Source organism: Burkholderia sp. D-99 (assembly GCF_011605345.1).
Taxonomy (GTDB): Bacteria; Pseudomonadota; Gammaproteobacteria; order Burkholderiales; family Burkholderiaceae; genus Burkholderia.
Genome location: NZ_JAAOXM010000013.1, coordinates 141,617 through 163,529 on the forward strand (window position 1 = coordinate 141,617; position 21,913 = coordinate 163,529).

Here is a 21,913-nt window from a genome sequence, read left to right on the forward strand (position 1 = left end):
ACCGGCAAGCGAAAGAGGAATGCCATGACCACACGACGTCAACTGTTGAAACGCGGCCTGTCCGTCTCGGGCGCGGCGCTGGCCGCCAGCGCGATGGGCGGGTTGTTCGGCCGCGCCGCGCACGCGCAGCAGGGCGCCACCTGGCACATGCCGGACGAAGGCGCGCCGCACACGGCGACCTGGATGGCGTTCGGCCCGAGCGAGGACATCTGGGGCGCGCGGCTGTTGCCCGTGGTGCGCGAGCATCTCGCCGCGGTCGCGAAGGCCATCGCCGCGCACGAGCCGCTCAAGATGCTGGTGCGGGAAGAGGATTACGCGGTCGCGTCGCGCCTGTGCGGCTCGTCGGTCGAACTCGTCCAGCATCCGGTCGACGACCTGTGGATGCGAGACACCGGGCCCGTGTTCGTGAAGAGCGCGTCGGGCCAGCTCGGCGGCGTGAGCTTCAATTTCAACGGCTGGGGCAACAAGCAGGAACACGACCAGGACGCGGAAGTCGCGCCGTTCGTGGCGGAGCGCGCCGGTGCGCGGCTGATCGACACGAAGCTCGTGCTGGAAGGCGGCGGCATCGAGGTGGACGGCGAGGGCACGGCGATCATCACGCGCAGCTGCGTGCTCAATCCGAACCGCAATCCGGGCGTCAGCCACGCCCAGTGCGAGGCGGAACTGAGCCGGTTGCTGGGGCTGAAGAAGATCATCTGGTTGCCGGGCATCGCAGGCAAGGACATCACCGACGGGCATACCGACTTCTACGCGCGCTTCACGAGCCCGGGTGTCGTGGTGGCGGGGCTCGATACCGATCCGTCGTCGTACGATCACGCGGTGACGCGGCAGCATCTGGAGATCCTGCGGAAATCCACCGATGCGAAGGGGCGCCCGTTGAAGGTCGTCGTGCTGCAGGGGCCGAAGACCGTCCGGCGCACCTACGAGAACGCGGAGTTCGCGGCCGGCTATATCAACTTCTACGTGTGCAATCGCGCGGTGATTGCGCCGCAATTCGGCGACAGCCGTGCCGACCGCAATACGCGCGACACGCTCGTCGACCTGTTTCCCGGCCGTGAAGTCATTCAATTGAACATCGACGGCATCGCCGCGGGTGGCGGCGGCATCCACTGCACGACGCAACAGCAACCGGCCTGAACGCGGCGACCGGCCGGTCCCCGCGACCGGTCCGCATGCTGCCTGCATTTTCCAGTCTTTACGGACTACTGATAAACCGCGCGAAATCCGTCTCGGAGGACGGACGCCGATGCGCACGCGCGCACGGGTTGCGCAACGGAGTTGAATACATGACGAAGAAAGGTACTCACGCGAGCACGAACAAGCGCGAGCCGCTTATGGCGGATGCCGGCCGACGCGGATTCATCCGCTATTCGGCGGCCTGGCTCGGCATGCCGCTGCTGGGCAGCCTGGCTGCATGCGGTGGCGGCGACGGCGGTGGCGGTGCATCCGACCCGGGAGGCGCGTCGCGCCCGACGCCGTCGGCACGGCAGGCCGTGTACCGGCTGCCGGCCGAAGATGCGCCGCACGCGTTGACCTACATGACCTTCGCGTCCGGCGTGGACGGTATCTGGGCGCCGGTCACGTCACAGAGCACGGATGCCGGCATCGACCGCGTGCGGGCCGACCTGATGGACGTCGCGAAGGCAATCGGCGCAACCGAACCGGTCAACATGCTGGTGCTGCCGGTCGACCTGGACGCGGCCCGCGTGCTGCTCGCGAACGCAAGCGTGGCGAATCCCGACCTGCATGCGCGCTATGCGGCACGCGCCGCAGGCACGGGCGGGATCACCCTCGTGCCGCTCGCCGACGGCTTCAACGATTTCTGGGTGCGCGACACGGGTTGCGTGTTCGTCAGGGACACGGCGAACGGCAATGCGCTGAACGCGATCGGCTTCAACTTCAACGGCTGGGGCAACGCGAACACCGATGGCGCCGGCCAGAGTGCGGGGACGATTCCGCCGGCGATCCTGGCCGCGAGCAACCGGTCGAAAGCGGGCAAGTTCTTCCAGGCGTTCAGCCAGGACAGCCGGGTGGCGGGCTGGATGGCGCAGACCAAAGGCGCGAACCTGGTCCGCAGCACGTTGACGCTCGAAGGCGGCGCAATCGAATTCGACGGCGACGGGACGGCGATCCTCACCGAATCGTCCGTGCTGCACGTGAACCGGAATCCGCAATTGTTCGACATCCCGAACGGCGTGATCGCCAATGCGACGCTGCTGCCGACGGCCCGGGATACCGTGCTGGCCGAACTGCAGCGCACGCTCGGCGTGCGGAAGATCATCTGGCTGCCGGGTACGGCAACCTATCCGCGCGGTAGCGGCGTCGGTGGCGCGGGCGGTGCGGCGACGCCGGCCGGCGAAAGCGACATCACGAATGGTCACGTCGATTTTTACGCGCGCTTTCTCGCGCCCGGCGTGGTCGCGTGCTGCTACGACGCGTCGAATTCGACCGGCGAACGCGCGTTGACGGACGCCAACCGGCAACGCCTGGCCGGCCAGACCGATGCGAACGGCCGGCCGCTGAAGATCGTCGAACTGGTGCCGCCGGTCAATTTCGGCAAGTCGGCCGGCACGAGCCTGAACGACCGGCAAATGACGAACTTCGCGGCCGGCTACATCAACTTCTACACGTGCAACGGTGCGATCGTCATGCCGAAGTTCAACGATGCAGCGGCCGATGCCGCCGCGGTCGCGGCGATCCGGCCGTATGCGGGAAGTCGCGCGATCGTGCAGGTCGACATCCTCGGCATCGCGTCGGGCGGCGGCGGCATCCATTGCTCGACCCGGGAAGTGCCTGCGTGAGCGTGTCCCGTCATATCGATATTGAAATCGATTCGTTGTCCATGACGGGCGAATTCCTTAATCTGAGCCCGTAGTTCGTGTGACACCTCCTTGACTGGGATTCGCGCCCGCTGCTTGCAGCGGGCGTCTTTTTTTTGGTGTGTTGCGTCTCACGCCGGCCCCGGCGGGGTTGGTCGCGCGTGGCCGCTCGCCTATGCTGGTTGCTGCATGTCCGCGCGACGGTCCGGATCGGCCGGGCCGGTGACGGTTCGATGACATGCCACGTCAAGGAGAGTCATGATGAGCAAACCCGCGATCGTGCTCGTGCACGGCTTCTGGGGCGGCGCCGCGCACTGGGCAAAAGTGATCGTCGAACTCGCGCGCAAAGGCCATGCGTCGCTGCATGCGGTCGAATTGCCGCTGACTTCGCTCGCCGACGACGCCGAACGCACGCGCAGGATGGTCGCGCAGCAGTCGGGCCCCGTGCTGCTGGTCGGCCATTCGTATGGCGGCGCAGTGATCAGCGAGGCCGGCAACCTGCCGAATGTCGCCGGCCTCGTGTTCATTGCCGCATTTGCCCCCGACGCCGGCGAAAGCCCCGGCGGGATCACGCAGGAACACCTGCCGGCGGCGGCGCCGAACCTCGCTCCCGACAGCGACGGCTATCTGTGGATCAAGCCCGACAAATTCCACGAGAGTTTCTGCCAGGACCTTTCGTCGGACGAAGCGCTCGTGATGGCCGTCACGCAGAAGGCGCCGGTGGCGAGCACGTTCGCAGATACCATCCACGCGCCCGCGTGGCGCGTGAAACCATCGTGGTACCAGATCTCGAGCGAGGACCGGATGATCGCGCCGGAAAACCAGCAACGGATGTCGGCGCGTATGGACGCGCGCAAGGTCATCACGCTCGATGCGAGCCATGCATCGCTCGCGTCGAAGCCGGTGGCGGTTGCCGCGCTGATCGACGAGGCGGCGACGTCGCTCGCCGGGTGATGCGCCCGAAGCCGGGCGCGGCGGGCAGCGCGCAGCGCCATGCCGCGCCGGCGGCCCGCGTGGCTCATCACGAAACCCGCTGAGCAAAGCACCATTTGTTGGTTCTGATTCACAGCACGCGCTGATACGTTAGCGGCTTCGCGACGACACACTCCGTCGCGATGTTCTTCGAACCGGGCCGCCGCGCGATCCGCGGCGGCCTTCATAACAAATCAGGTCGTGCTCATGAAAATCCACACTCTCGCTACGTGGCTCGTCGGAGCTGCGCTCATTACCGCAGGCACCGTCGCACATGCGGACCGTCTCGACGACATCAAGAAGGCCGGCGTGCTGCGCGTCGCGACGTTCGACAGCAACCCGCCGTTCGGCTATGTCGACGGCAAAAGCAATCACATCGTCGGCCTCGACGTCGACTATGCAAAGGCACTCGCCGACAAGCTCGGCGTGAAGCTGCAACTCCAGCCGACCAACCCCGCGAACCGCATTCCGTTCCTGACGTCCGGCAAGGTCGACCTCGTGCTCGCCAACTTCACGATCACCGACGAGCGCGCGAAGCAGGTCGACTTCAGCATTCCGTATTTCTCGTCGGGCCAGCAGTTTCTCGCGAAGAAGGGCGTGCTGAAATCGGCCGACCAGCTGAGCGGGCTGCGCGTCGGTGCCGACAAGGGCACGACCAACGAGATCACGCTGCGCGAGAAATTCCCGAAGGCGACGATCGTCGCGTATGACGACACGCCGTTCGCGTTCGCCGCGCTGCGCGCCGGCAACGTGCAGGCGATCACGCAGGACGGCCCGAAGCTGATCGGTCTGCTCGCGAACGTGCCCGACAAGCAGAACTACGAGATCCCGGCGTTCACGATCTCGAACGACTACATGGGCGTCGGCGTGCCGAAAGGCGAGACGCGCCTGCTCGGCTTCGTCAACGACACGCTGAAGGGGCTCGAGGCGAACGGCCGCGCCGTGCAGATCTACGACGCATGGTTTGGCCCGACGACGAAGACGCCGCTCACGCGCATCTTCCGGATCGGCGACAAGACCTGAATCAGGTAAAAGCCGCACGCGCGCCGCGTTCGCGCCGGAACACCGGCGTCGCGGCGCTTTTCGTTTTCTTCCGATCGCGCGCTTCGCGCCCGTAACACGACATGCTCGGGTTGGCTCCCAAATATCTGTCCTGGCTCTGGCAGGGCTTCCTGCTGACGCTCGGTCTCGCGGCCGCGTCGGCCGTCGCCGCGACCGCCGGCGGGCTGCTGCTCGCGGTCATGCGGCATGCGCGCGGCACGGCGCCGCGCGCAGTGGCGGCCGCGTACGTCGTCACGTTCCGCAACACGCCGCTGCTCGTGCAGTTGCTGTTCTGGTATTTCGGCGTCGCGTCGCTGCTGCCTGAAACCTGGGTCGCGTGGCTGAACGCGCGCCATGCGTTCAGCATGGGTCCGTTCACGCTCGCGTGGCCGTCGTTCGAATTCGTCGCGGGCTGGGTCGGGCTGAGCGCGTATACGGCCGCGTTCGTCGCCGAGGAATGCGAAGCCGGCTTGCGCGGCGTGCGGCGCGCGCAGCACGATGCGGCGGCCGCGCTCGGCCTCACGCCGATGCAGTCGCTGCGCTACGTGGTGCTGCCGCAGGCCGTGCGCATCGCTTTGCCGCCACTGTTCGGCCAATACATGAATCTCGTGAAGAACTCGTCGCTCGCGATGGCGATCGGCGTGGCCGAGTTGTCGTATGCATCGCGGCAGGTCGAGACCGAGACCTTCAAGACCTTCGCCGCATTCGGCGTCGCGACCCTGCTGTACGTCGCGGCGGTGGCCGCGATCGAAGCGGGCGCGTATGCCGCGACGCAGTGGCGCGACCGGCTCGGGGCGGGCCGCTGACGATGGACTTCTCGCTGCTGCTTTCGAACCTGCCGTACCTGCTCGTCGGCGCATTCCCGGAAGGGCCGCTCGGCGGCGCCGCGCTGTCGCTGCTGCTCGCGATCGCGTCGGCGCTCGCATCGGCCGTGCTCGGCATCGCGCTTGGCGTCGCCATGGCGCTCGCGCGCGGCCCTGCGCGCGTGCTGCTGCTCGCGTTCATCGGCTTCTTCCGCGCGATTCCCGTGCTGATGCTGATTTTCTGGACCTACTTCCTGATGCCCATGCTGCTGCACATGGACGTGCCGGGGCTCGCGACGGTCGTGTGCGCGCTCGCGCTGATCGGCGGCGCATATCTCGCGCACGCGGTGCATGCGGGCATCGTCGCGGCGGGCGACGGGCAATGGCAGGCCGGGCTGTCGCTCGGGCTGACGCGCTGGCAGACGGTGCGCTACGTGCTGCTGCCGCAGGCGATCCGGATCATGACGCCGTCGTTCGTGAACCAGTGGGTCGCGCTCGTGAAGGACACGTCGCTCGCCTATATCGTCGGCGTGCCGGAACTGTCGTTCGTTGCGACGCAGGTGAACAACCGGCTGATGGTGTATCCGGCGCCGATCTTCCTGTTCGTCGCGCTGATCTATCTGGTGCTGTGTACGTCGCTCGACGGCGCGGCACGCTGGCTGCTGTCGCGCCGTCCGCGCGCGCAACGCGCCGCGCAAGCGGCGGCCGAGTACACGGAACCCGCGCGATAGCGGCATGCCGCGGCCGTTTCGACGGGTTCGCGAGGAAGTGCCGGTGAATGTGTGCAGCGGATAGCCCGCGGGCAGGTCGGGCCCGGCGGTCATCAAAGGGCGAGGACGGTGGCGGGCCGGCCGCGCGCCGCTGCTCGTCGAGCGACGGCGCGCAACCGTTTCGTCACGACGCCGAGTAATGCGTATTGAAGACCGCGCGCAGCGTCGAGGTGTCGGTCGCGAAATCGCCCCACAGCGGCCCGTCGTTCTGCGCGAACGCGAACGGCGCCGTATTGATCGACGCGAAACGGAAGCGCCATTGCGCCGCTTCCTGGCGGAAGGCGGTGAGCTGCATGTCGGACAGCGCCGTTTGCGCGCTCGCGAGCGTGACGAGCGGGTCGACCGGATTGTTCGCGACGCGCACCTCGAAGTGCAGGTGCGGGCCCGTCGCGGCGCCGGTCATCCCGACCGAACCGATGCGCTGGCCCTGCTTCACGGTTTCGCCCGTCTTCAGGCCATGCGCGAACGCGGACAGGTGCGCGTAGTAGGTCGAGTAACCGTCGGCGTGATCGACGATCACATAGCGGCCGTAGCCGCCTGGATCGGTGCCGACGAACGACACCACACCATCGGCCGCAGCGTCGACGGGCGTGCCGGTCGGCGCGGCGAGATCGACGCCCGTGTGGAACGCCATCGCCTGCGACAGCGGATGGATGCGCTCGCCGAAGAACGAGCTGATGCGCGTCCACTTGACTGGCATCGTGAAGGCGGCGGCTTCGAGCGGCGAGCCGTCGAGCGCATAGTACGCGCCGTGCTCGGCGCCCGGCGCGCGGAACCAGATCGCGCCGAACGTGCGGCCGGCGACGCGCAGTTCGAGCGCGGTGAGGCGCGGCGTGCCGTCGTTCGTATCGAACGCGACGCGGTAGTAGTCGCCGCGCTGCGCGCTCGCACGCATCGTGACCTTGCCGCTGACGAGATCGCCGAGCTGGATGCGCACCTCGGGCGGCACGTCGAGTCGGTTCAGCGTATCGGACAGCGTGAGCTCGATGTCGCCCGCGCGCATCCCGTGCTGGCTTTCAGGGGCCGCGAACTGGAACAGGTTCGCATAGCCGAGCATGTCGTTGCGGTGCGCGCTGAGCGGTGCGAACAGGCCCGGCTGCTGGCTGCGGTCGTTGCGTTCGCCGGCATCGTTGCGCTCGCCGATCGTGCGGGCGAGCTCGCTCGTCACGAAATGCTGCGCGGTGGGAAACGGCGTGTCGGACAGTACGCGCTGCGGCAGCGCGGCCGTGCCCGAATCGACAGCGCCCGGCAGTTGCGACACGGCCGGCAGCGCGGCGAGGCCGAGTGCGGCGAGGGCGCCGAGCACGGCGGCCGGCACGAGCGCGCGCACGACACGCTGCGCGCGGCCGGGCGCGAAAGCATCAGGAGTAGCGGCAGGCTTGACCAAGGTGTCCACATCCAGGAAAGCGGTTCAAAGGGGTGTGGGCAGGGGCCACCGGCGGCATCCGTCGGGCAGCGACGGGGCGGGCGGCGGGCGTGCAACAAAACAGGCCCCGCCAGGGGCCTGTGTCGTTTCCGTTCGACCCAACGCGCGGGGCGGGCCCGCTTCGAACGGCGGCGTGCATAGCGGGTCGAACCCGGTTATCACGAAGACGCTAAAGAAAGATGACAGCGTCAGTCTACCGATGTTCCGCAAAACGTTAAAAATTTTAAAGGGGGTCAGCTCATTCGTTTCGCAGTGCGGTAAATCGGGTTAAATCAGCATTTATTACGACAATTTCCATCAGTCAGGCAATTTGTGCGCGCGATTGCGCAACGCGGTGGACATGCGCACGGTGTCGAAGCCGGCGTCGAGCATGGCCTCGGCGTCGTTCCACAGGTTGCCGCGCAGCCGGTTGGTCCAGATCATCGACGCGAACACGCCTTCGAGCAGGGACACGAGATAGACGGCGGCCAGGTGCACGTCGAGATCGGCGGCGAGTTCGCCGGCCGCGATCGCGCGGCGCAGCAGCGCCTTCGTGATCCGCAGCATCTGCAATTCGAGCAGCATGCGGCGCCGCTGCAGCGCGCCGTTTTCCTCGCTCTGCTCGCACTTGGTATAGAGGATCACGAGCACGCGCTGCATCGGGCCCGGCTCGCCGCATTCCTGCAGATAGTGCGAGGCGGCGCGCCGCAGCGTGGCGAGCGGCGGCAGGCCTTCGCCTGCGTCGAAGCCTTCCGACGTGTGTGCGAACGCGCGATCGCACATCGCGAGACACACTTCCATCTTGTTGCGGTAGTGGCCGTAGACGGCGCCCCGCGACATCCCGGCGGCCTCGGCGAGATCCGCCATCGCGGTTTGCGCGACGCCTTTCTCGAGCAGCACGAGCTCGGCGGCGTCGAGGATCCGGTGCTTGATGGCGAGCGATTCTTCGCGGGTCTTGCGGGCCATGTCCTGATGTTCCTTACAGTTCGCTGTCGTTTTATTGAGACAGTGTGACGGTCAGATTGAAGCGGTGTGTATTTAATCAGTCGTGACTGATTATAATCGGCCACCCTGAGCTGCCGCATTTTATCGGCGGCGATCGATCCGAGGTCACACATGAATAACAATCGCTCCCTGTTGCGCCATGGGCTGGCGCCGTTCGCGCTGGCGGCCGTGCTGGCCCTAGCCGGATGTGGAAAGGGCGACAAGGACACCGCGCCGGAGGCCGCGAAACAGGCGACGGTCGTGACGGTGCGCCCGACGGCCGTGCCGATGACCGTCGAATTGCCGGGCCGGCTCGACGCATACCGGCAGGCGGAAGTGCGTGCACGGGTCGCGGGCATCGTGACCGCACGCACCTACGAGGAAGGCCAGGAAGTGAAGCAGGGCGCGGTGCTGTTCCGCATCGATCCCGCGCCGCTGAGGGCCGCGCGCGACGCCGCGCAGGGCGCGCTCGCGAAGGCGCAGGCCGCCGCACTCGCGGCGAGCGACAAGCGCCGCCGTTACGAGGATCTCGTGCGCGATCGCGCGGTGAGCGAGCGCGACCACACCGAGGCCGTTGCCGGCGACACGCAGGCGAAGGCCGACGTGGCGTCCGCGAAGGCGGAACTCGCACGGGCGCAGTTGCAGCTCGACTATGCGACCGTCACCGCGCCGATCGCGGGCCGTGCGCGACGCGCACTCGTGACCGAAGGCGCGCTCGTCGGCCAGGACCAGGCGACGCCGCTCACGACCGTCGAGCAGCTCGATCCGATCTACGTGAACTTCTCGCAGCCGGCCGCCGACGTCGACGCGCTGCGCCGCGCGGTGAAGAGCGGGCGCGCGACGGGCATTGCGCAGCACGACATTTCGGTGACGCTGCTGCGCGCCGACGGCACCGCGTATCCGCTGAAGGGCAAGCTGTTGTTCAGCGATCTCGCGGTCGATCCGACCACCGACACCGTCGCGATGCGCGCGCTGTTCCCGAATCCGGAGCGCGAGCTGCTGCCGGGCGCGTATGTACGGATCGCGCTCGATACGGCGGTCGACCAGCGGGCGATCCTGGTGCCGCGCGACGCGCTGCTGCGCACGGCCGACCGCACGTCGGTACGCGTCGTCGGCACGAACGGCAAGGTCAAGGACGTCGAAGTCGCAGCCGACCAGATGAGCGGCCATGACTGGCGCATCACGCGCGGCCTCGCGGGTGGCGAGCGCGTGATCGTCGACGACGCCGCGCAGTTCGCGCCCGATACGGCCGTCAAGCCCGTCGAGAAGGCGCCGCCGTCGAAAGCGGCGCCGGCAGCGGCCGCTTCGCAGGCGGCCGCCCGTCAAACCTGACCGGTTAACACCACACCACCATGGCACGTTTCTTCATCGATCGCCCCGTCTTCGCGTGGGTGATTGCAATCTTCTTCATGCTGGGCGGCGCATTCGCGATCCGCGCGCTGCCCGTTGCGCAGTACCCGGACATCGCGCCGCCCGTCGTCAGCATCTATGCGACGTACCCGGGCGCGTCCGCGCAGGTCGTCGAGGAATCGGTGACCGCGCTGATCGAGCGCGAAATGAACGGCGCGCCGGGGCTGATGTACACATCGGCCACCAGCAGCGCCGGGATGGCGTCGCTGTACCTGACGTTCAAGCAGGGCGTGAACGCCGATCTCGCGGCCGTCGAAGTGCAGAACCGGCTGAAAACGGTCGATGCGCGGCTGCCGGAACCGGTGCGGCGCGACGGCATCCAGGTCGAGAAGGCCGCCGACAACATCCAGCTCGTCGTGTCGCTTACGTCGGAAGACGGGCGGATGACCGACGTGCAGCTCGGCGAATATGCGTCGGCGAACGTCGTGCAGGCGCTGCGCCGCGTCGAGGGTGTCGGCAAGGTGCAGTTCTGGGGCGCCGAGTACGCGATGCGGATCTGGCCCGACCCGGTGAAGATGGCCGGGCACGGCCTCACCGCGTCGGATATCGCGTCGGCGGTGCGTGCGCACAATGCACGCGTGACGATCGGCGACATCGGCCGCACCGCGGTGCCGGCCAGCGCGCCGATCGCGGCGACCGTGTTCGCCGATGCGCCGCTGAAGACGCCGGCCGACTTCGGCGCGATCGCGCTGCGCACGCAGGCCGACGGCTCCGCGCTGACTCTGCGCGACGTCGCACGCATCGAGTTCGGCGGCAACGACTACAACTACCCGTCGTACGTGAACGGCAAGGTCGCGACCGGGATGGGCATCAAGCTCGCGCCGGGCTCGAACGCGGTGTCCACCGAGAAGCGCGTGCGCGCGACGATGGACGAGCTGTCCGCGTATTTCCCGCCGGGCGTGAAGTACCAGATCCCGTACGAGACGTCGTCGTTCGTGCGCGTGTCGATGAACAAGGTCGTCACGACGCTGATCGAGGCCGGCGTGCTCGTGTTCCTCGTGATGTTCCTGTTCATGCAGAACCTGCGCGCGACGCTGATCCCGACGCTCGTCGTGCCGGTCGCGCTCGCGGGCACGTTCGGCGTGATGTATGCGGCCGGCTTCTCGATCAACGTGCTGACGATGTTCGGGATGGTGCTCGCGATCGGCATCCTCGTCGACGATGCGATCGTCGTGGTCGAGAACGTCGAGCGGCTGATGGTCGAGGAGGGCCTTGGGCCCTACGACGCGACCGTCAAGGCGATGAAGCAGATCAGCGGCGCGATCGTCGGGATCACCGTGGTGCTGACGTCGGTGTTCGTGCCGATGGCATTCTTCGGCGGCGCGGTGGGCAACATCTACCGGCAGTTCGCGCTGTCGCTCGCGGTGTCGATCGGCTTCTCGGCCTTCCTCGCGCTGTCGCTCACACCCGCACTGTGCGCGACGCTGCTCAAGCCCGTGTCCGGCGATCACCACGAGAAGCGCGGCTTCTTCGGCTGGTTCAACCGCTTCGTCGCGCGTTCGACCCAGCGCTATGCGACGCGTGTCGGCAAGATGCTGAAGAAGCCGGTGCGCTGGCTCGTCGTGTACGGCGCGCTGACCGCGGCTGCGGCGCTGATGCTCACGCAACTGCCGACCGCGTTCCTGCCGGACGAGGACCAGGGCAACTTCATGGTGATGGTGATCCGGCCGCAAGGCACGCCGCTCGCGGAAACGATGCAGAGCGTACGCGAGGTCGAGTCGTATATCCGCAAGGACGAACCGGCTGCGTACACGTTCGCGCTCGGCGGCTTCAACCTGTACGGCGAAGGGCCGAACGGCGGGATGATCTTCGTCACGCTGAAGAACTGGAAGGACCGCAAGGCCGAGCGCGATCACGTGCAGTCGATCGTCGCGCGTATCAACGAGCGCTTCACGGGCACGCCGAACACGACGGTGTTCGCGATGAACTCGCCGGCGCTGCCCGATCTCGGTTCGTCGAGCGGTTTCGACTTCCGGCTGCAGAACCGCGGCGGGCTCGATTACGCGACGTTCAGCGCCGCGCGCGAGCAGCTGCTCGGGGCGGGCCACAAGGATCCGGCGTTGACCGACCTGATGTTCGCCGGCACGCAGGACGCGCCGCAGCTGAAGCTCGATATCGATCGCGCGAAGGCGTCGGCGCTCGGCGTGTCGATGGACGAGATCAACACAACGCTCGCGGTGATGTTCGGCTCCGACTATATCGGTGACTTCATGCACGGCACGCAGGTGCGGCGTGTGGTCGTGCAGGCCGACGGGCTGCACCGGCTCGATCCGGACGACGTGAAGAAGCTGCGCGTGCGCAACGCGCGCGGCGAGATGGTGCCGCTCGCGGCGTTCACGACGCTGCACTGGACGATGGGGCCGCCGCAGCTCACGCGCTACAACGGCTATCCGTCGTTCACGATCAACGGCTCGGCCGCGGCAGGCCACAGTAGCGGCGAGGCGATGACCGCGATCGAGCAACTCGCCGCGAAGCTGCCGGCCGGCATCGGCTACTCGTGGTCGGGGCAGTCGTTCGAGGAGCGGCTGTCGGGCGCGCAGGCGCCGATGCTGTTCGCGCTGTCGGTGCTCGTCGTGTTCCTCGCGCTCGCGGCGCTCTACGAGAGCTGGTCGATTCCGTTCGCGGTAATGCTGGTCGTGCCGCTCGGCGTGATCGGCGCGGTGCTTGGCGTCACGCTGCGGATGATGCCGAACGACATCTACTTCAAGGTGGGGCTGATCGCGACGATCGGGCTTTCCGCGAAGAACGCGATCCTGATCGTCGAAGTCGCGAAGGACCTGGTCGCGCAGCGCATGTCGCTCGTCGACGCGGCGCTCGAGGCCGCGCGCCTGCGGTTGCGGCCGATCGTGATGACGTCGCTCGCGTTCGGCGTCGGTGTGCTGCCGCTCGCGTTCGCGTCGGGCGCCGCGTCCGGCGCGCAGATGGCGATCGGCACCGGCGTGCTGGGCGGCGTGATCACGGCGACCGTGCTCGCAGTGTTCCTCGTCCCGCTGTTTTTCGTGATCGTCGGCCGCCTGTTCGACGTCGGCCCGCGCCGGCGCGGCGGGACGCAGCCGGCGACGATGGAGGGTTCTCAATGATGTTTGCGCTGAATGCACGCGCCGCGCGGCGGGTTCAGGTTGCGCTGGCCGCCGCGCTCGCGCTGGCCGGCTGCACGCTCGCACCGCGTTACGAGCGGCCGGCGGCGCCCGTGCCGGCGACCTATGCGCCGGTCGATGGCAGTGCCGCGCCGGCGGCGGCCTCGACAACGCCCGCCGATGCCGCGTTGCTCGACGACTGGCGCACGTACTTTACCGATGCGGCGCTGCAGGCGTGGATCGACGCGGCGCTCGAGAACAACCGCGACCTGCGGGTCGCGGCCGGCCGGCTCGAGGAAGCGCGCGCGCTGTACGGCGTGCAGCGTGCGGATCGGATGCCGTCGGTCGATGCGAATCTGGGCTATGACCGTGCGCGCCAGTACGACCCGGTCGTGCGCGAAAGTGCGATCAGCGGGCTGTATCGTGCGGGCGTCGGCGTCAGTGCATACGAGCTCGACCTGTTCGGCCGCGTGCGCAGCCTGTCCGACGCGGCGCTCGCCGAGTATTTCGCGACGGCCGACGCGCAACGCACGGTTCGCATCGGCGTGATCGCCGACGTGGCGGGCGCGTACGTCTCGGAGCGCTCGCTGCACGAGCAGCTCGCGCTGGCGCAGCGCACGCTGGATGCGCGCGAACGCATGGCCGCGCTCACGCAGCGCCGTTATGCGGCCGGCACGAGCGACGCGATCGAGCTGCGCTCGGCCGAGATGCTGGTGGCATCCGCGCGCGCGTCGCAGGCCGCGCTGCAGCGCGAGCATGCGCAGTCCGTGCGGGCGCTGCAGTTGCTCGCGGGCGACTTCGCGCGCAACGTGCCCGGCGACACGACCGCGCTCGACACGCTGTCGATCGCGCCCGTGGCGCCCGGCGCACCGAGTGCGCTGCTCGAACGGCGGCCGGACATCCGGCAGGCGGAGGCGCGGCTCAAGGCCGCCAACGCGCAGATCGGCGCCGCGCGCGCGGCGTTCTTCCCGCGCATCACGCTGACGAGCGACTACGGCTCGGTGAGCGATGCGTTCTCGAGCCTGTTTACCGGCGGCACCAGCGTGTGGACGTTCGCGCCGCGCATCACGTTGCCGATCTTCGCGGGCGGACGCAACCGCGCGAACCTCGACGTCGCGAACGCGCGCAAGCACATCGCGGTAGCCGATTACGAGAAGACGGTGCAAACCGCGTTCCGTGAAGTGGCCGACGCATTCGCCGCGCGCGACTGGATCGATCGCCAGCTCGCCGCGCAGCAGGACGTGTATGCGGCGGACGGCGCGCGGTTGAAGCTCGCGGAACGCCGCTACGCGGGCGGCGTCGCGACGTATCTCGAACTGCTCGACGCGCAGCGCAGCACGTACGAGTCGGGGCAGGAGCTGATCCGGCTCAAGCAGCTCAGGCTCGCGAATGCGATCACGCTGTATCGCGCGCTCGGCGGCGGCTGGTCGCCGGCGTCGGCGTCGGCGGAGGTCGCGGCTTCCGCGTAGTGCCCGTCGCCTGACGCAGCAGCGCGTCGGGCGGCATGACGGCGGCGGTACGCTTCGGCGTGCTGCCGCCGCTTCCCTCGATCCATACCGCTGTTCCAGCGATATCTTTTCCCACTGACAGGCCGGCCAGGACGTTTTTCATCCTGCAGCAACGCGCACGTGCGCGTTCCGGAACAGCTGTCGTCTTGCGACCGCTCGTGTCGCAATTCCGCGCAAACGTGTGCGGGTCATTTTTCCTTCTTTCTCCCATGCGATGCGGTCCGGATGTCGGGTTCCGGCGACCGCTCATGCGTGCGATTTACGATTCGGAATTGACAATCGAATTAACCATATATCGGAAATAATGAGGGCGGCAAAGTGTCGCAGTAAAACGTTTGTATTCGGGTCGCAATCGTTTGCGCGAAAAAATTGAATTGATTGAATCGCGGGTTAATTTCCTGTTTGTTGAAAATGATTTGATATTGGCGTTGTCGAATGGCAACGATGGCGGCGCTGGACAATGTTTTGTCCTTTTTCGGGCGGATCTTGCGGGAGTCAATGCCAGCAAGGATGAGCGGGGCGGTGGCGACTATCTGTCGAAAATATCTTTAATCTTCAATTGCTTCCGGAAAATAAAAAAGGACTGCGGATAAAAATGACGTGATTGAAAATCGACAGGAAAGAATGTGGATTTAGAGGGCTGAATCGGACATTGTCAGATGCATTTGACAATGATTTACAGAAAACTTTCACGATTATCTCGATAATGCCGCCTCGTGACGGACGGGAGCCAACCACACGCTGCCGTTTGTGTCCGCCACGTCATCTATTCCATTTGCAGTCCTTACGGGAAACGTCATGAAAAAATCCATCCTGACCGCTGTCGCACTCGCGGCCCTGTCGACCTCGGCCTTCGCAGCGGGCACCGGCACGATCAACTTCACGGGCGAGATCGTCGCGGGCGCATGCGGCATCGATTCGGGCTCGGTCAACCAGACCGTCAACCTCGGCAAGGTGCCGACCAACGTGTTCAAGCAGGCTGGCGACAAGTCCACGCCGACCAACTTCGACATCAAGCTGACCGACTGCGACACGAGCGTCGCACAGAACGCGTACTTCACGTTCACGGGCACGTCGAGCGCGGGCCAGCCGAAGCTGCTCGCGACGATCGGTTCGGCGACCAACGTCGGCATCCGCCTGCAGGCAGCATCGGGCGAATACCTCGACAACGGCGCCGAGCAGAAGGCACCGACCGTGCTGCAAAACGGCACGAACGTCGCGCGCTTCGCAGCAATGTACGAAGCGACCGCAGCAGGCGTGACGCCGGGTACCGCCGAAGGCGTGGCGAACTTCACGGTCCGCTACCAGTAAGCCGCCGTACCGGGGAAGGGTGCGCGCACCCTTCCTCGTTCGTTTTTCCTCTTTTTCCCCCTCGTTGGACTTCCGGTAGCGCCGCGTGCGAATCAGACATTCCTTCCTTTGCGTCTCCGTGCTGGTTGTCGGCAGCCAGAGCCATGCGACGGAATTCAATTCGTCGTTCCTGAACATCGACGGCTCGAACAATGTCGACCTGTCGCAGTTCTCGCAGGCGGACTTCACGCTTCCGGGCGAGTACATGCTCGACGTACAGGTCAACGACCTGTTCTACGGGCTGCAGGCGATCGAGTTCATCGCCGTCGACGCGTCGGGGGCAGGCAAACCGTGCCTGCGTCCGGAACTCGTCGCGCAGTTCGGGTTGAAGCCGTCGCTCCTGAAGGACCTGCCGCGCTTCCAGGGCGGACGTTGCGTCGACCTCGGCGCGATCGAGGGGGCGACCGTGCGCTACCTGAAAAGCGACGGGCGGCTCAAGGTCACGATTCCGCAAGCTGCGCTCGAGTTCACCGATACGACCTACCTGCCGCCGTCGCGGTGGTCAGAAGGGATTCCGGGCGCGATGCTCGACTATCGCGTGATCGCGAACACGAACCGCAACTTCGGCACGGGCGGTAGCCAGACGAATTCGATCCAGGCCTACGGGACGGTTGGCGCGAACTGGGATGCATGGCGCTTTCGCGGCGACTACCAGGCGCAATCGAACGTGGGCAATACGGCCTACGCGGACCGCACGTTCCGCTTCAGCCGGCTTTACGCATTTCGTGCGCTGCCGTCGATCCAGTCGACGGTGACGTTCGGCGACGACTACCTGACCTCCGACATTTTCGACACGTTCGCGCTGACGGGTGCGTCGATCCGCAGCGACGACCGCATGCTGCCGCCTTCGCTGCGCGGCTATGCGCCGCTGATCTCGGGCGTCGCGCGCACCAACGCAACCGTGACCGTGTCCCAGGCAGGCCGCGTGCTGTACGTGACGCGCGTGTCGCCGGGCGCCTTCGCACTGCAGAACATCAACACGAGCGTGCAGGGCACGCTCGACGTTGCAGTCGAGGAAGAGGACGGCAGCGTGCAGCGCTTCCAGGTGACGACGGCCGCCGTGCCGTTCCTCGCGCGCGCCGGGCAATTGCGCTACAAGGCCGCCGTCGGCAAGCCGCGGCTCTTTGGCGGCGCCGGCATCACGCCGTTCTTCGGATTCGGTGAAATCGCCTACGGCCTGCCGTTCGACGTCACCGCGTATGGCGGTTTCATCGCCGCGTCGGGCTATACGTCGATCGCGCTCGGCGTGGGCCGCGATTTCGGCGCGTTCGGTGCGCTGTCGGCCGACGTCACGCATGCGCGGGCGAAGCTGTGGTGGAACGGAGCGACGCGCAACGGCAACTCGTACCGCATCAACTATTCGAAGCACTTCGACGGGCTCGATGCCGACGTGCGTTTCTTCGGCTATCGCTTCTCCGAGCGCGAATACACGAACTTCGCGCAGTTCTCGGGCGACCCGACCGCGTACGGCCTCGCCAACAGCAAGCAGCGCTATTCGGCGACGCTGTCGAAGCGCTTCGGCGACACGTCGACCTATTTTTCCTACGACCAGACGACCTACTGGCAACGTGCGAACGAGCAGCGCGTCGGCCTCACGCTGACGCGGGCGTTCTCGATCGGCACGCTGCGCAACCTGAACGTGAGCGTGTCGGCCTTCCGCACGCAGAGCGCCGGTGCGAGCGGCAACCAGGTCTCGGTCACCGCGACGTTGCCGATCGGCGGCCGCCACACCGTCACGTCGAACCTGACGACGGGCAGCGGCAGTACCAGCGTGAACGCGGGCTACATCTACGACGATCCGGATGGCCGCACCTACCAGGTCAACGCGGGCGCGACCGACGGACGTGCGTCGGCGAACGCGAGCTACCGGCAGCGCTCGTCGGCGTATCAGCTGACCGCGCAGGCGTCGACGCTCGCCAATGCGTATGCGGCCGCGTCGCTCGAAGTCGACGGCTCGTTCGTCGCGACGCAATACGGCGTCTCGGCGCACTCGAACGGCAATGCGGGCGACACGCGGCTGCTGGTATCGACCGACGGCGTGCCCGATGTGCCGCTGTCCGGCACGCTCTCGCATACCGACTCGCGCGGTTATGCGGTGCTCGACGGCATCTCGCCGTACAACGTCTACGACGCGACCGTCAACGTCGAGAAGCTGCCGCTCGAAGTGCAGGTGTCGAACCCGATCCAGCGCATGGTGCTGACCGACGGCGCGATCGGCTTCGTGAAGTTCTCCGCCGCGCGCGGCAGCAACCTGTACCTGACGCTGACCGACCCGGCCGGCAAGCCGCTGCCGTTCGGTGCGTCGGTGCAGGACATGGCGAACGGCAAGGAACTCGGCATCGTCGGCGAGGGCGGCGCGGCGTTCCTGACCCAGGTTCAACCGAAATCCATGCTGGCGGTGCGTGCGGGCGAACGCACGCTGTGCACGATCGACACGCTGCCGAACCAGCTCCAACTCGAAGGCACGCCGATCCCGGTGACGTGCCAGACGCCCGGCGAGTCGCACGCAGCGGCCGCACGGGTCGAACGATGAATTCACGGATCCAGCGATGAAAAATTCCTTCTCCCTTTCCTTTCCGCGGCGCGCATGGTGCGTGCTCGCGACCGCCGGCGCGCTGTTCGCAGGCGCCGCGCACGCGGCGATCGTGCCCGATCGTACGCGCGTGATCTTCAACGAAGGCGAACAGGCTGCGGTCGTCACGATCACCAACAAGAGCACGACGTACCCGTATCTCGTGCAGTCGTGGCTCGAGGACGCGAAGGGCAACAAGATCACGTCGCCGCTGATGGTCGTGCCGCCGCTGCAGCGCGTCGAGGCGAACGAGCGCAACGTGCTGCGGATCGCGAAGCTGCCGGGCACCGAGCTGCCGGCCGATCGCGAATCGGTGTTCTACCTGAACATCGGCGAAGTGCCGCCGAAGACCGATACGCCGAACACGCTGCAGATCGCGCTGCATACGCAGATGAAGCTGTTCTACCGGCCGAAGGCCGTGCAGCCCGCGCGCGACGAGGACTGGACGCTGCCGATGACGTTGCGTGTCGATGCGGCCGCACACAAGCTCGTGTTCGACAATCCGACGCCGTATCACATCACGATCGTCGACGTGGCATCGGGCGCGCAGAAGACGCACGTGCCGCTGGAGCCGGTGATGGTCAGTCCGATGAGCACGGCCGACGTGCCGTTCAAGGCCGCGATGCCGTCGACGCTGTTCGTCACGCACGTCGACGATTACGGCGGCCAGGTGGCGGTCGAGTATGCGTGTGAGGCCGGTGCTTGCAAGAGCGTGAAGAAATGAGCGGGGCGCGACGAAATGGGATCGCGTTGCGCATGCCGGCCTGGCTCAGGTGGTGTGTGCTCGCGCTGTTCGTCGTGTTCGCGCAGCCGGCGTGGGCACTGAAATGTATTGCGAACAGCGGCGGCCTGTCGCTGACCGAGGCGATCGGCAATGTCGCGTCGTATCCGACCGACGCGCCGGATGGTTACGTGATCTGGGTGTCGCCGCCGCGCACGACAACGGGCTATTGCTACAAGGATATCGGCGGGTTGCAGAATTTCCCCGAACAGATCTATTTCTACGCGAACCCGGAGAAACAGAATCCTGCCGCGTGGGGGCTCGAAGTCGGCATTCGCTTCGAGGGCACCGACTACTACGGACGCAGCAGCCAGCCGGGGGACGGCATCGACACGCACCGCTCCGTGAAAATCTGCGAGCTGAACGACCGGCAGGTCGATGCCGGAATGTGTCCGAAATGGCCCATCAGCATTACGTATCAGGTGGTCATTCGCAAGCGGGGGGCATGGACGAGACCACCCTCGGATATCTATGCGGTATTTCAGTTCGACGGCGAGCGCGGGCTGAACAGCAAGGGAAGCTTCCGCTACAAACTGAGCGGTCTCCAGAATCTCAAGCCGACCCCCTGCATGGTCGACGTGAAGGTCACGCCGGAGCCCGGCATCGTGAAGTTCGGCCAGGTTCAGGCGACGGGCAACGGTTTCTCGCCAGCGGTGCCGCGCAAGTCGTTCAGTCTCGCGCTGACCAAGCAATGCAACGTGCCGGTGCGCGTGGACGGCTACTTCGAGACTTCGCAGACGGTGCAGAACGGGCTGCTCGTGCCGGATCCGAAGAGTAATTTCGGCATCGGCATCGAGGACCGAAACGGCAAGGCGATTGCGTTTAACGAACAGTTCGTGCTCGCCCAGATGCCGGGAAGTGTGAACTACCAGAGCGTGACGCTTGATGCCGTGCTGAAGGCGTTCGGTCCGCCGAAGATCGGTCCGTTCAACGGTACGGCGACGATTCGATTGTTTATCTACTGACGCATGCGAGCGCGGCCTGAGCGGGAATTTGCCGTGCAAGGCAGGCCGACGGCCGAGCGTCTTTTTCGGGGGAGACGGAGATGATTCTGAAGGGCACCATGGCAGCGACACTGTGCGTTGCTTCGATGGCAGGCGCGGCTCACGCACAGACGGTGTCGGCCGGCGGCTATTCGCTGACCGTGATCGGCGACCTGGGCGGGCCGCGCGACATGCGGTACAACGGCAAGGCCGTCAGCGCGGACGGCAAGACGATCATCGGCTCCTACTGGAGCGAAGCGCAGCCCGGTAACTCGATGGCATTCTCGTGGTCGACCGCGACGGGCTGGCAGCGGCTGGCCGCGCCGGCGAACGCCTATGACTCGCTGGCACAGACGGTGTCGGCCGACGGGCAGGTGATCGGCGGCTCGATCAGCGCGCGCCAGGCGGAAAGCAGCAACCTCGATCGATGGGCGGTGCGATGGCCCGGCGACGGTCGCACACAGAAACTCGTTCCGGATACGGCGGGCCGGGGCGCATCGGTCGAAGTCGCGAACCTCGCCGGCACGAGGATGACGGGCAGCTTCACGGCGAAAGGCGGCCGGAATGCACGATTCATGTGGGACCAGCCGAGGGGTTTCCGCGAGTTGCCGCCGGGCGGCGACTATATCGTGCAGCTCCTGTCGATGACTTCGTCCGGGAATGCGGCGACCGGGTTGGCCGGCAATGTCGACGGCGTGTATGGCACGCGCGCGCTCCTGTGGACCGAACGATTCGGCGAACGGTTGTTGCCGACGATCAACGCGGGCGTGGCCAGAATGGATCTGGCCAGTGGCGTGACCGAAGACGAACGGACGATCGCCGGTTCGCTCGGCACCCTGGTGGTCACGCCGGATGGACAACGGGTCGACTCGGAGGCCGTGCTGTGGACGAACGGCGGCGACAGCATCCAGCGGCTCGGTTTTCTCGACGGCGACGACAGCAGCTACGCGTTATCGATCAGCACGGACGGGCGGGTCGTCATCGGCACATCGAGCAACGGACAGACCGGTGTCGAGCGCGTCTTCGTGTGGACGCCGCAAAGCGGCATGCGCAGCCTCGTTGCGTTGCTCGAAGGGGCCGGCCTGTCGGTCGGCACGCTGAACCTGGCCAACGTGATCGGCGTGAGCCCCGACGGGCAGACCATCACGGGGCAGGGCTATCGCGACGGCGATCCCGACTACAGGCCGCAGTTCTGGCAAGTGCACATCGATGCGGCGACCCTGCGCGCGTTGCGGCCGGCGAGCCCGGGCGCCGACGCGTTGCGGGTGCGGGCGGCGCCGCAGAAGGCGGTGTCACGGATGCTGGCGGCGAAGCCGGACGCAGCGATACAGCGAAGCGTGTGCCGCATGCCCGTCAGCCCGGCGCAGTTCGCGCGATGCCTGCCGCGGTTGCCGGCCGCACGCTAACTAGCGTGGCCGCACGCAGGTGAAGCGATGAA

16 protein-coding genes are annotated in these 21,913 nt (G+C 66.6%); 14 read left to right on the forward strand and 2 right to left on the reverse strand.

From position 1 onward, the window contains the following. The first annotated feature begins 24 nt into the window (after positions 1-24). From HAV18_RS32765 to HAV18_RS32790, 6 genes are all read left to right on the forward strand, one after another. Positions 25-1,137, forward strand: a complete 1,113-nt coding sequence (locus tag HAV18_RS32765; protein WP_166964243.1) for an agmatine/peptidylarginine deiminase — start codon at positions 25-27, stop codon at positions 1,135-1,137. 149 nt (positions 1,138-1,286) lie between these two features. Then, positions 1,287-2,801, forward strand: coding sequence for an agmatine/peptidylarginine deiminase (locus HAV18_RS32770; protein WP_166964245.1), 1,515 nt, complete (start codon positions 1,287-1,289; stop codon positions 2,799-2,801). A 276-nt stretch (positions 2,802-3,077) separates the two neighbouring features. Next, positions 3,078-3,773 carry an alpha/beta hydrolase gene (locus tag HAV18_RS32775; protein ID WP_166964247.1) on the forward strand — a complete coding sequence of 232 codons (696 nt, stop codon included), beginning with the start codon at positions 3,078-3,080 and terminating at the stop codon, positions 3,771-3,773. Positions 3,774-3,998: 225 nt separating this feature from the next. Then, the gene (locus tag HAV18_RS32780; RefSeq protein ID WP_166964249.1) at positions 3,999-4,814 is read left to right on the forward strand and encodes an ABC transporter substrate-binding protein; all 816 of its coding nucleotides are present in this window, start codon (positions 3,999-4,001) and stop codon (positions 4,812-4,814) included. A gap of 101 nt (positions 4,815-4,915) precedes the next feature. Then, complete coding sequence (locus HAV18_RS32785; protein ID WP_166964251.1) at positions 4,916-5,638, forward strand: amino acid ABC transporter permease; 723 nt, start codon at positions 4,916-4,918, stop codon at positions 5,636-5,638. A gap of 2 nt (positions 5,639-5,640) precedes the next feature. Next, complete coding sequence (locus HAV18_RS32790; protein WP_166964253.1) at positions 5,641-6,366, forward strand: amino acid ABC transporter permease; 726 nt, start codon at positions 5,641-5,643, stop codon at positions 6,364-6,366. Positions 6,367-6,529: 163 nt separating this feature from the next. Here HAV18_RS32790 and HAV18_RS32795 read toward each other — a convergent pair whose 3' ends face one another. Then, entirely contained in the window at positions 6,530-7,792 is a 1,263-nt protein-coding gene (locus tag HAV18_RS32795) for a M23 family metallopeptidase (protein WP_166964255.1), read from the reverse strand. A gap of 336 nt (positions 7,793-8,128) precedes the next feature. Beyond that, a complete protein-coding gene (locus HAV18_RS32800; RefSeq protein ID WP_166964257.1) occupies positions 8,129-8,776 on the reverse strand; it encodes a TetR family transcriptional regulator in 648 nt (215 codons plus the stop codon). Between the two features lie 150 nt (positions 8,777-8,926). On the opposite strand from HAV18_RS32800, the gene HAV18_RS32805 reads away from it, so the two are divergent. From HAV18_RS32805 to HAV18_RS32840, 8 genes are all read left to right on the forward strand, one after another. Continuing rightward, positions 8,927-10,126 carry a MexX/AxyX family multidrug efflux RND transporter periplasmic adaptor subunit gene (locus tag HAV18_RS32805; RefSeq protein ID WP_166964259.1) on the forward strand — a complete coding sequence of 400 codons (1,200 nt, stop codon included), beginning with the start codon at positions 8,927-8,929 and terminating at the stop codon, positions 10,124-10,126. 20 nt (positions 10,127-10,146) lie between these two features. Beyond that, entirely contained in the window at positions 10,147-13,284 is a 3,138-nt protein-coding gene (locus tag HAV18_RS32810) for a multidrug efflux RND transporter permease subunit (protein WP_166964261.1), read from the forward strand. Then, positions 13,284-14,750, forward strand: a complete 1,467-nt coding sequence (locus tag HAV18_RS32815) for an efflux transporter outer membrane subunit (protein WP_166964396.1) — start codon at positions 13,284-13,286, stop codon at positions 14,748-14,750. Before HAV18_RS32810 ends, HAV18_RS32815 begins: the two co-directional genes overlap by 1 nt. Before the next feature lie 837 nt (positions 14,751-15,587). After that, the gene (locus HAV18_RS32820) at positions 15,588-16,100 is read left to right on the forward strand and encodes a fimbrial protein (RefSeq protein ID WP_027787455.1); all 513 of its coding nucleotides are present in this window, start codon (positions 15,588-15,590) and stop codon (positions 16,098-16,100) included. A gap of 118 nt (positions 16,101-16,218) precedes the next feature. Next, positions 16,219-18,672: a fimbria/pilus outer membrane usher protein gene (locus HAV18_RS32825; RefSeq protein WP_166964398.1), complete on the forward strand. Its 2,454-nt coding sequence runs from the start codon at positions 16,219-16,221 to the stop codon at positions 18,670-18,672. 16 nt (positions 18,673-18,688) lie between these two features. Further along, positions 18,689-19,435, forward strand: a complete 747-nt coding sequence (locus HAV18_RS32830; RefSeq protein ID WP_166964263.1) for a molecular chaperone — start codon at positions 18,689-18,691, stop codon at positions 19,433-19,435. Further along, positions 19,432-20,457: a fimbrial protein gene (locus HAV18_RS32835; RefSeq protein ID WP_166964265.1), complete on the forward strand. Its 1,026-nt coding sequence runs from the start codon at positions 19,432-19,434 to the stop codon at positions 20,455-20,457. Before HAV18_RS32830 ends, HAV18_RS32835 begins: the two co-directional genes overlap by 4 nt. A 98-nt stretch (positions 20,458-20,555) precedes the next feature. Then, entirely contained in the window at positions 20,556-21,881 is a 1,326-nt protein-coding gene (locus tag HAV18_RS32840; RefSeq protein ID WP_243771811.1) for a calcium-binding protein, read from the forward strand. Positions 21,882-21,913: the final 32 nt, after the last annotated feature.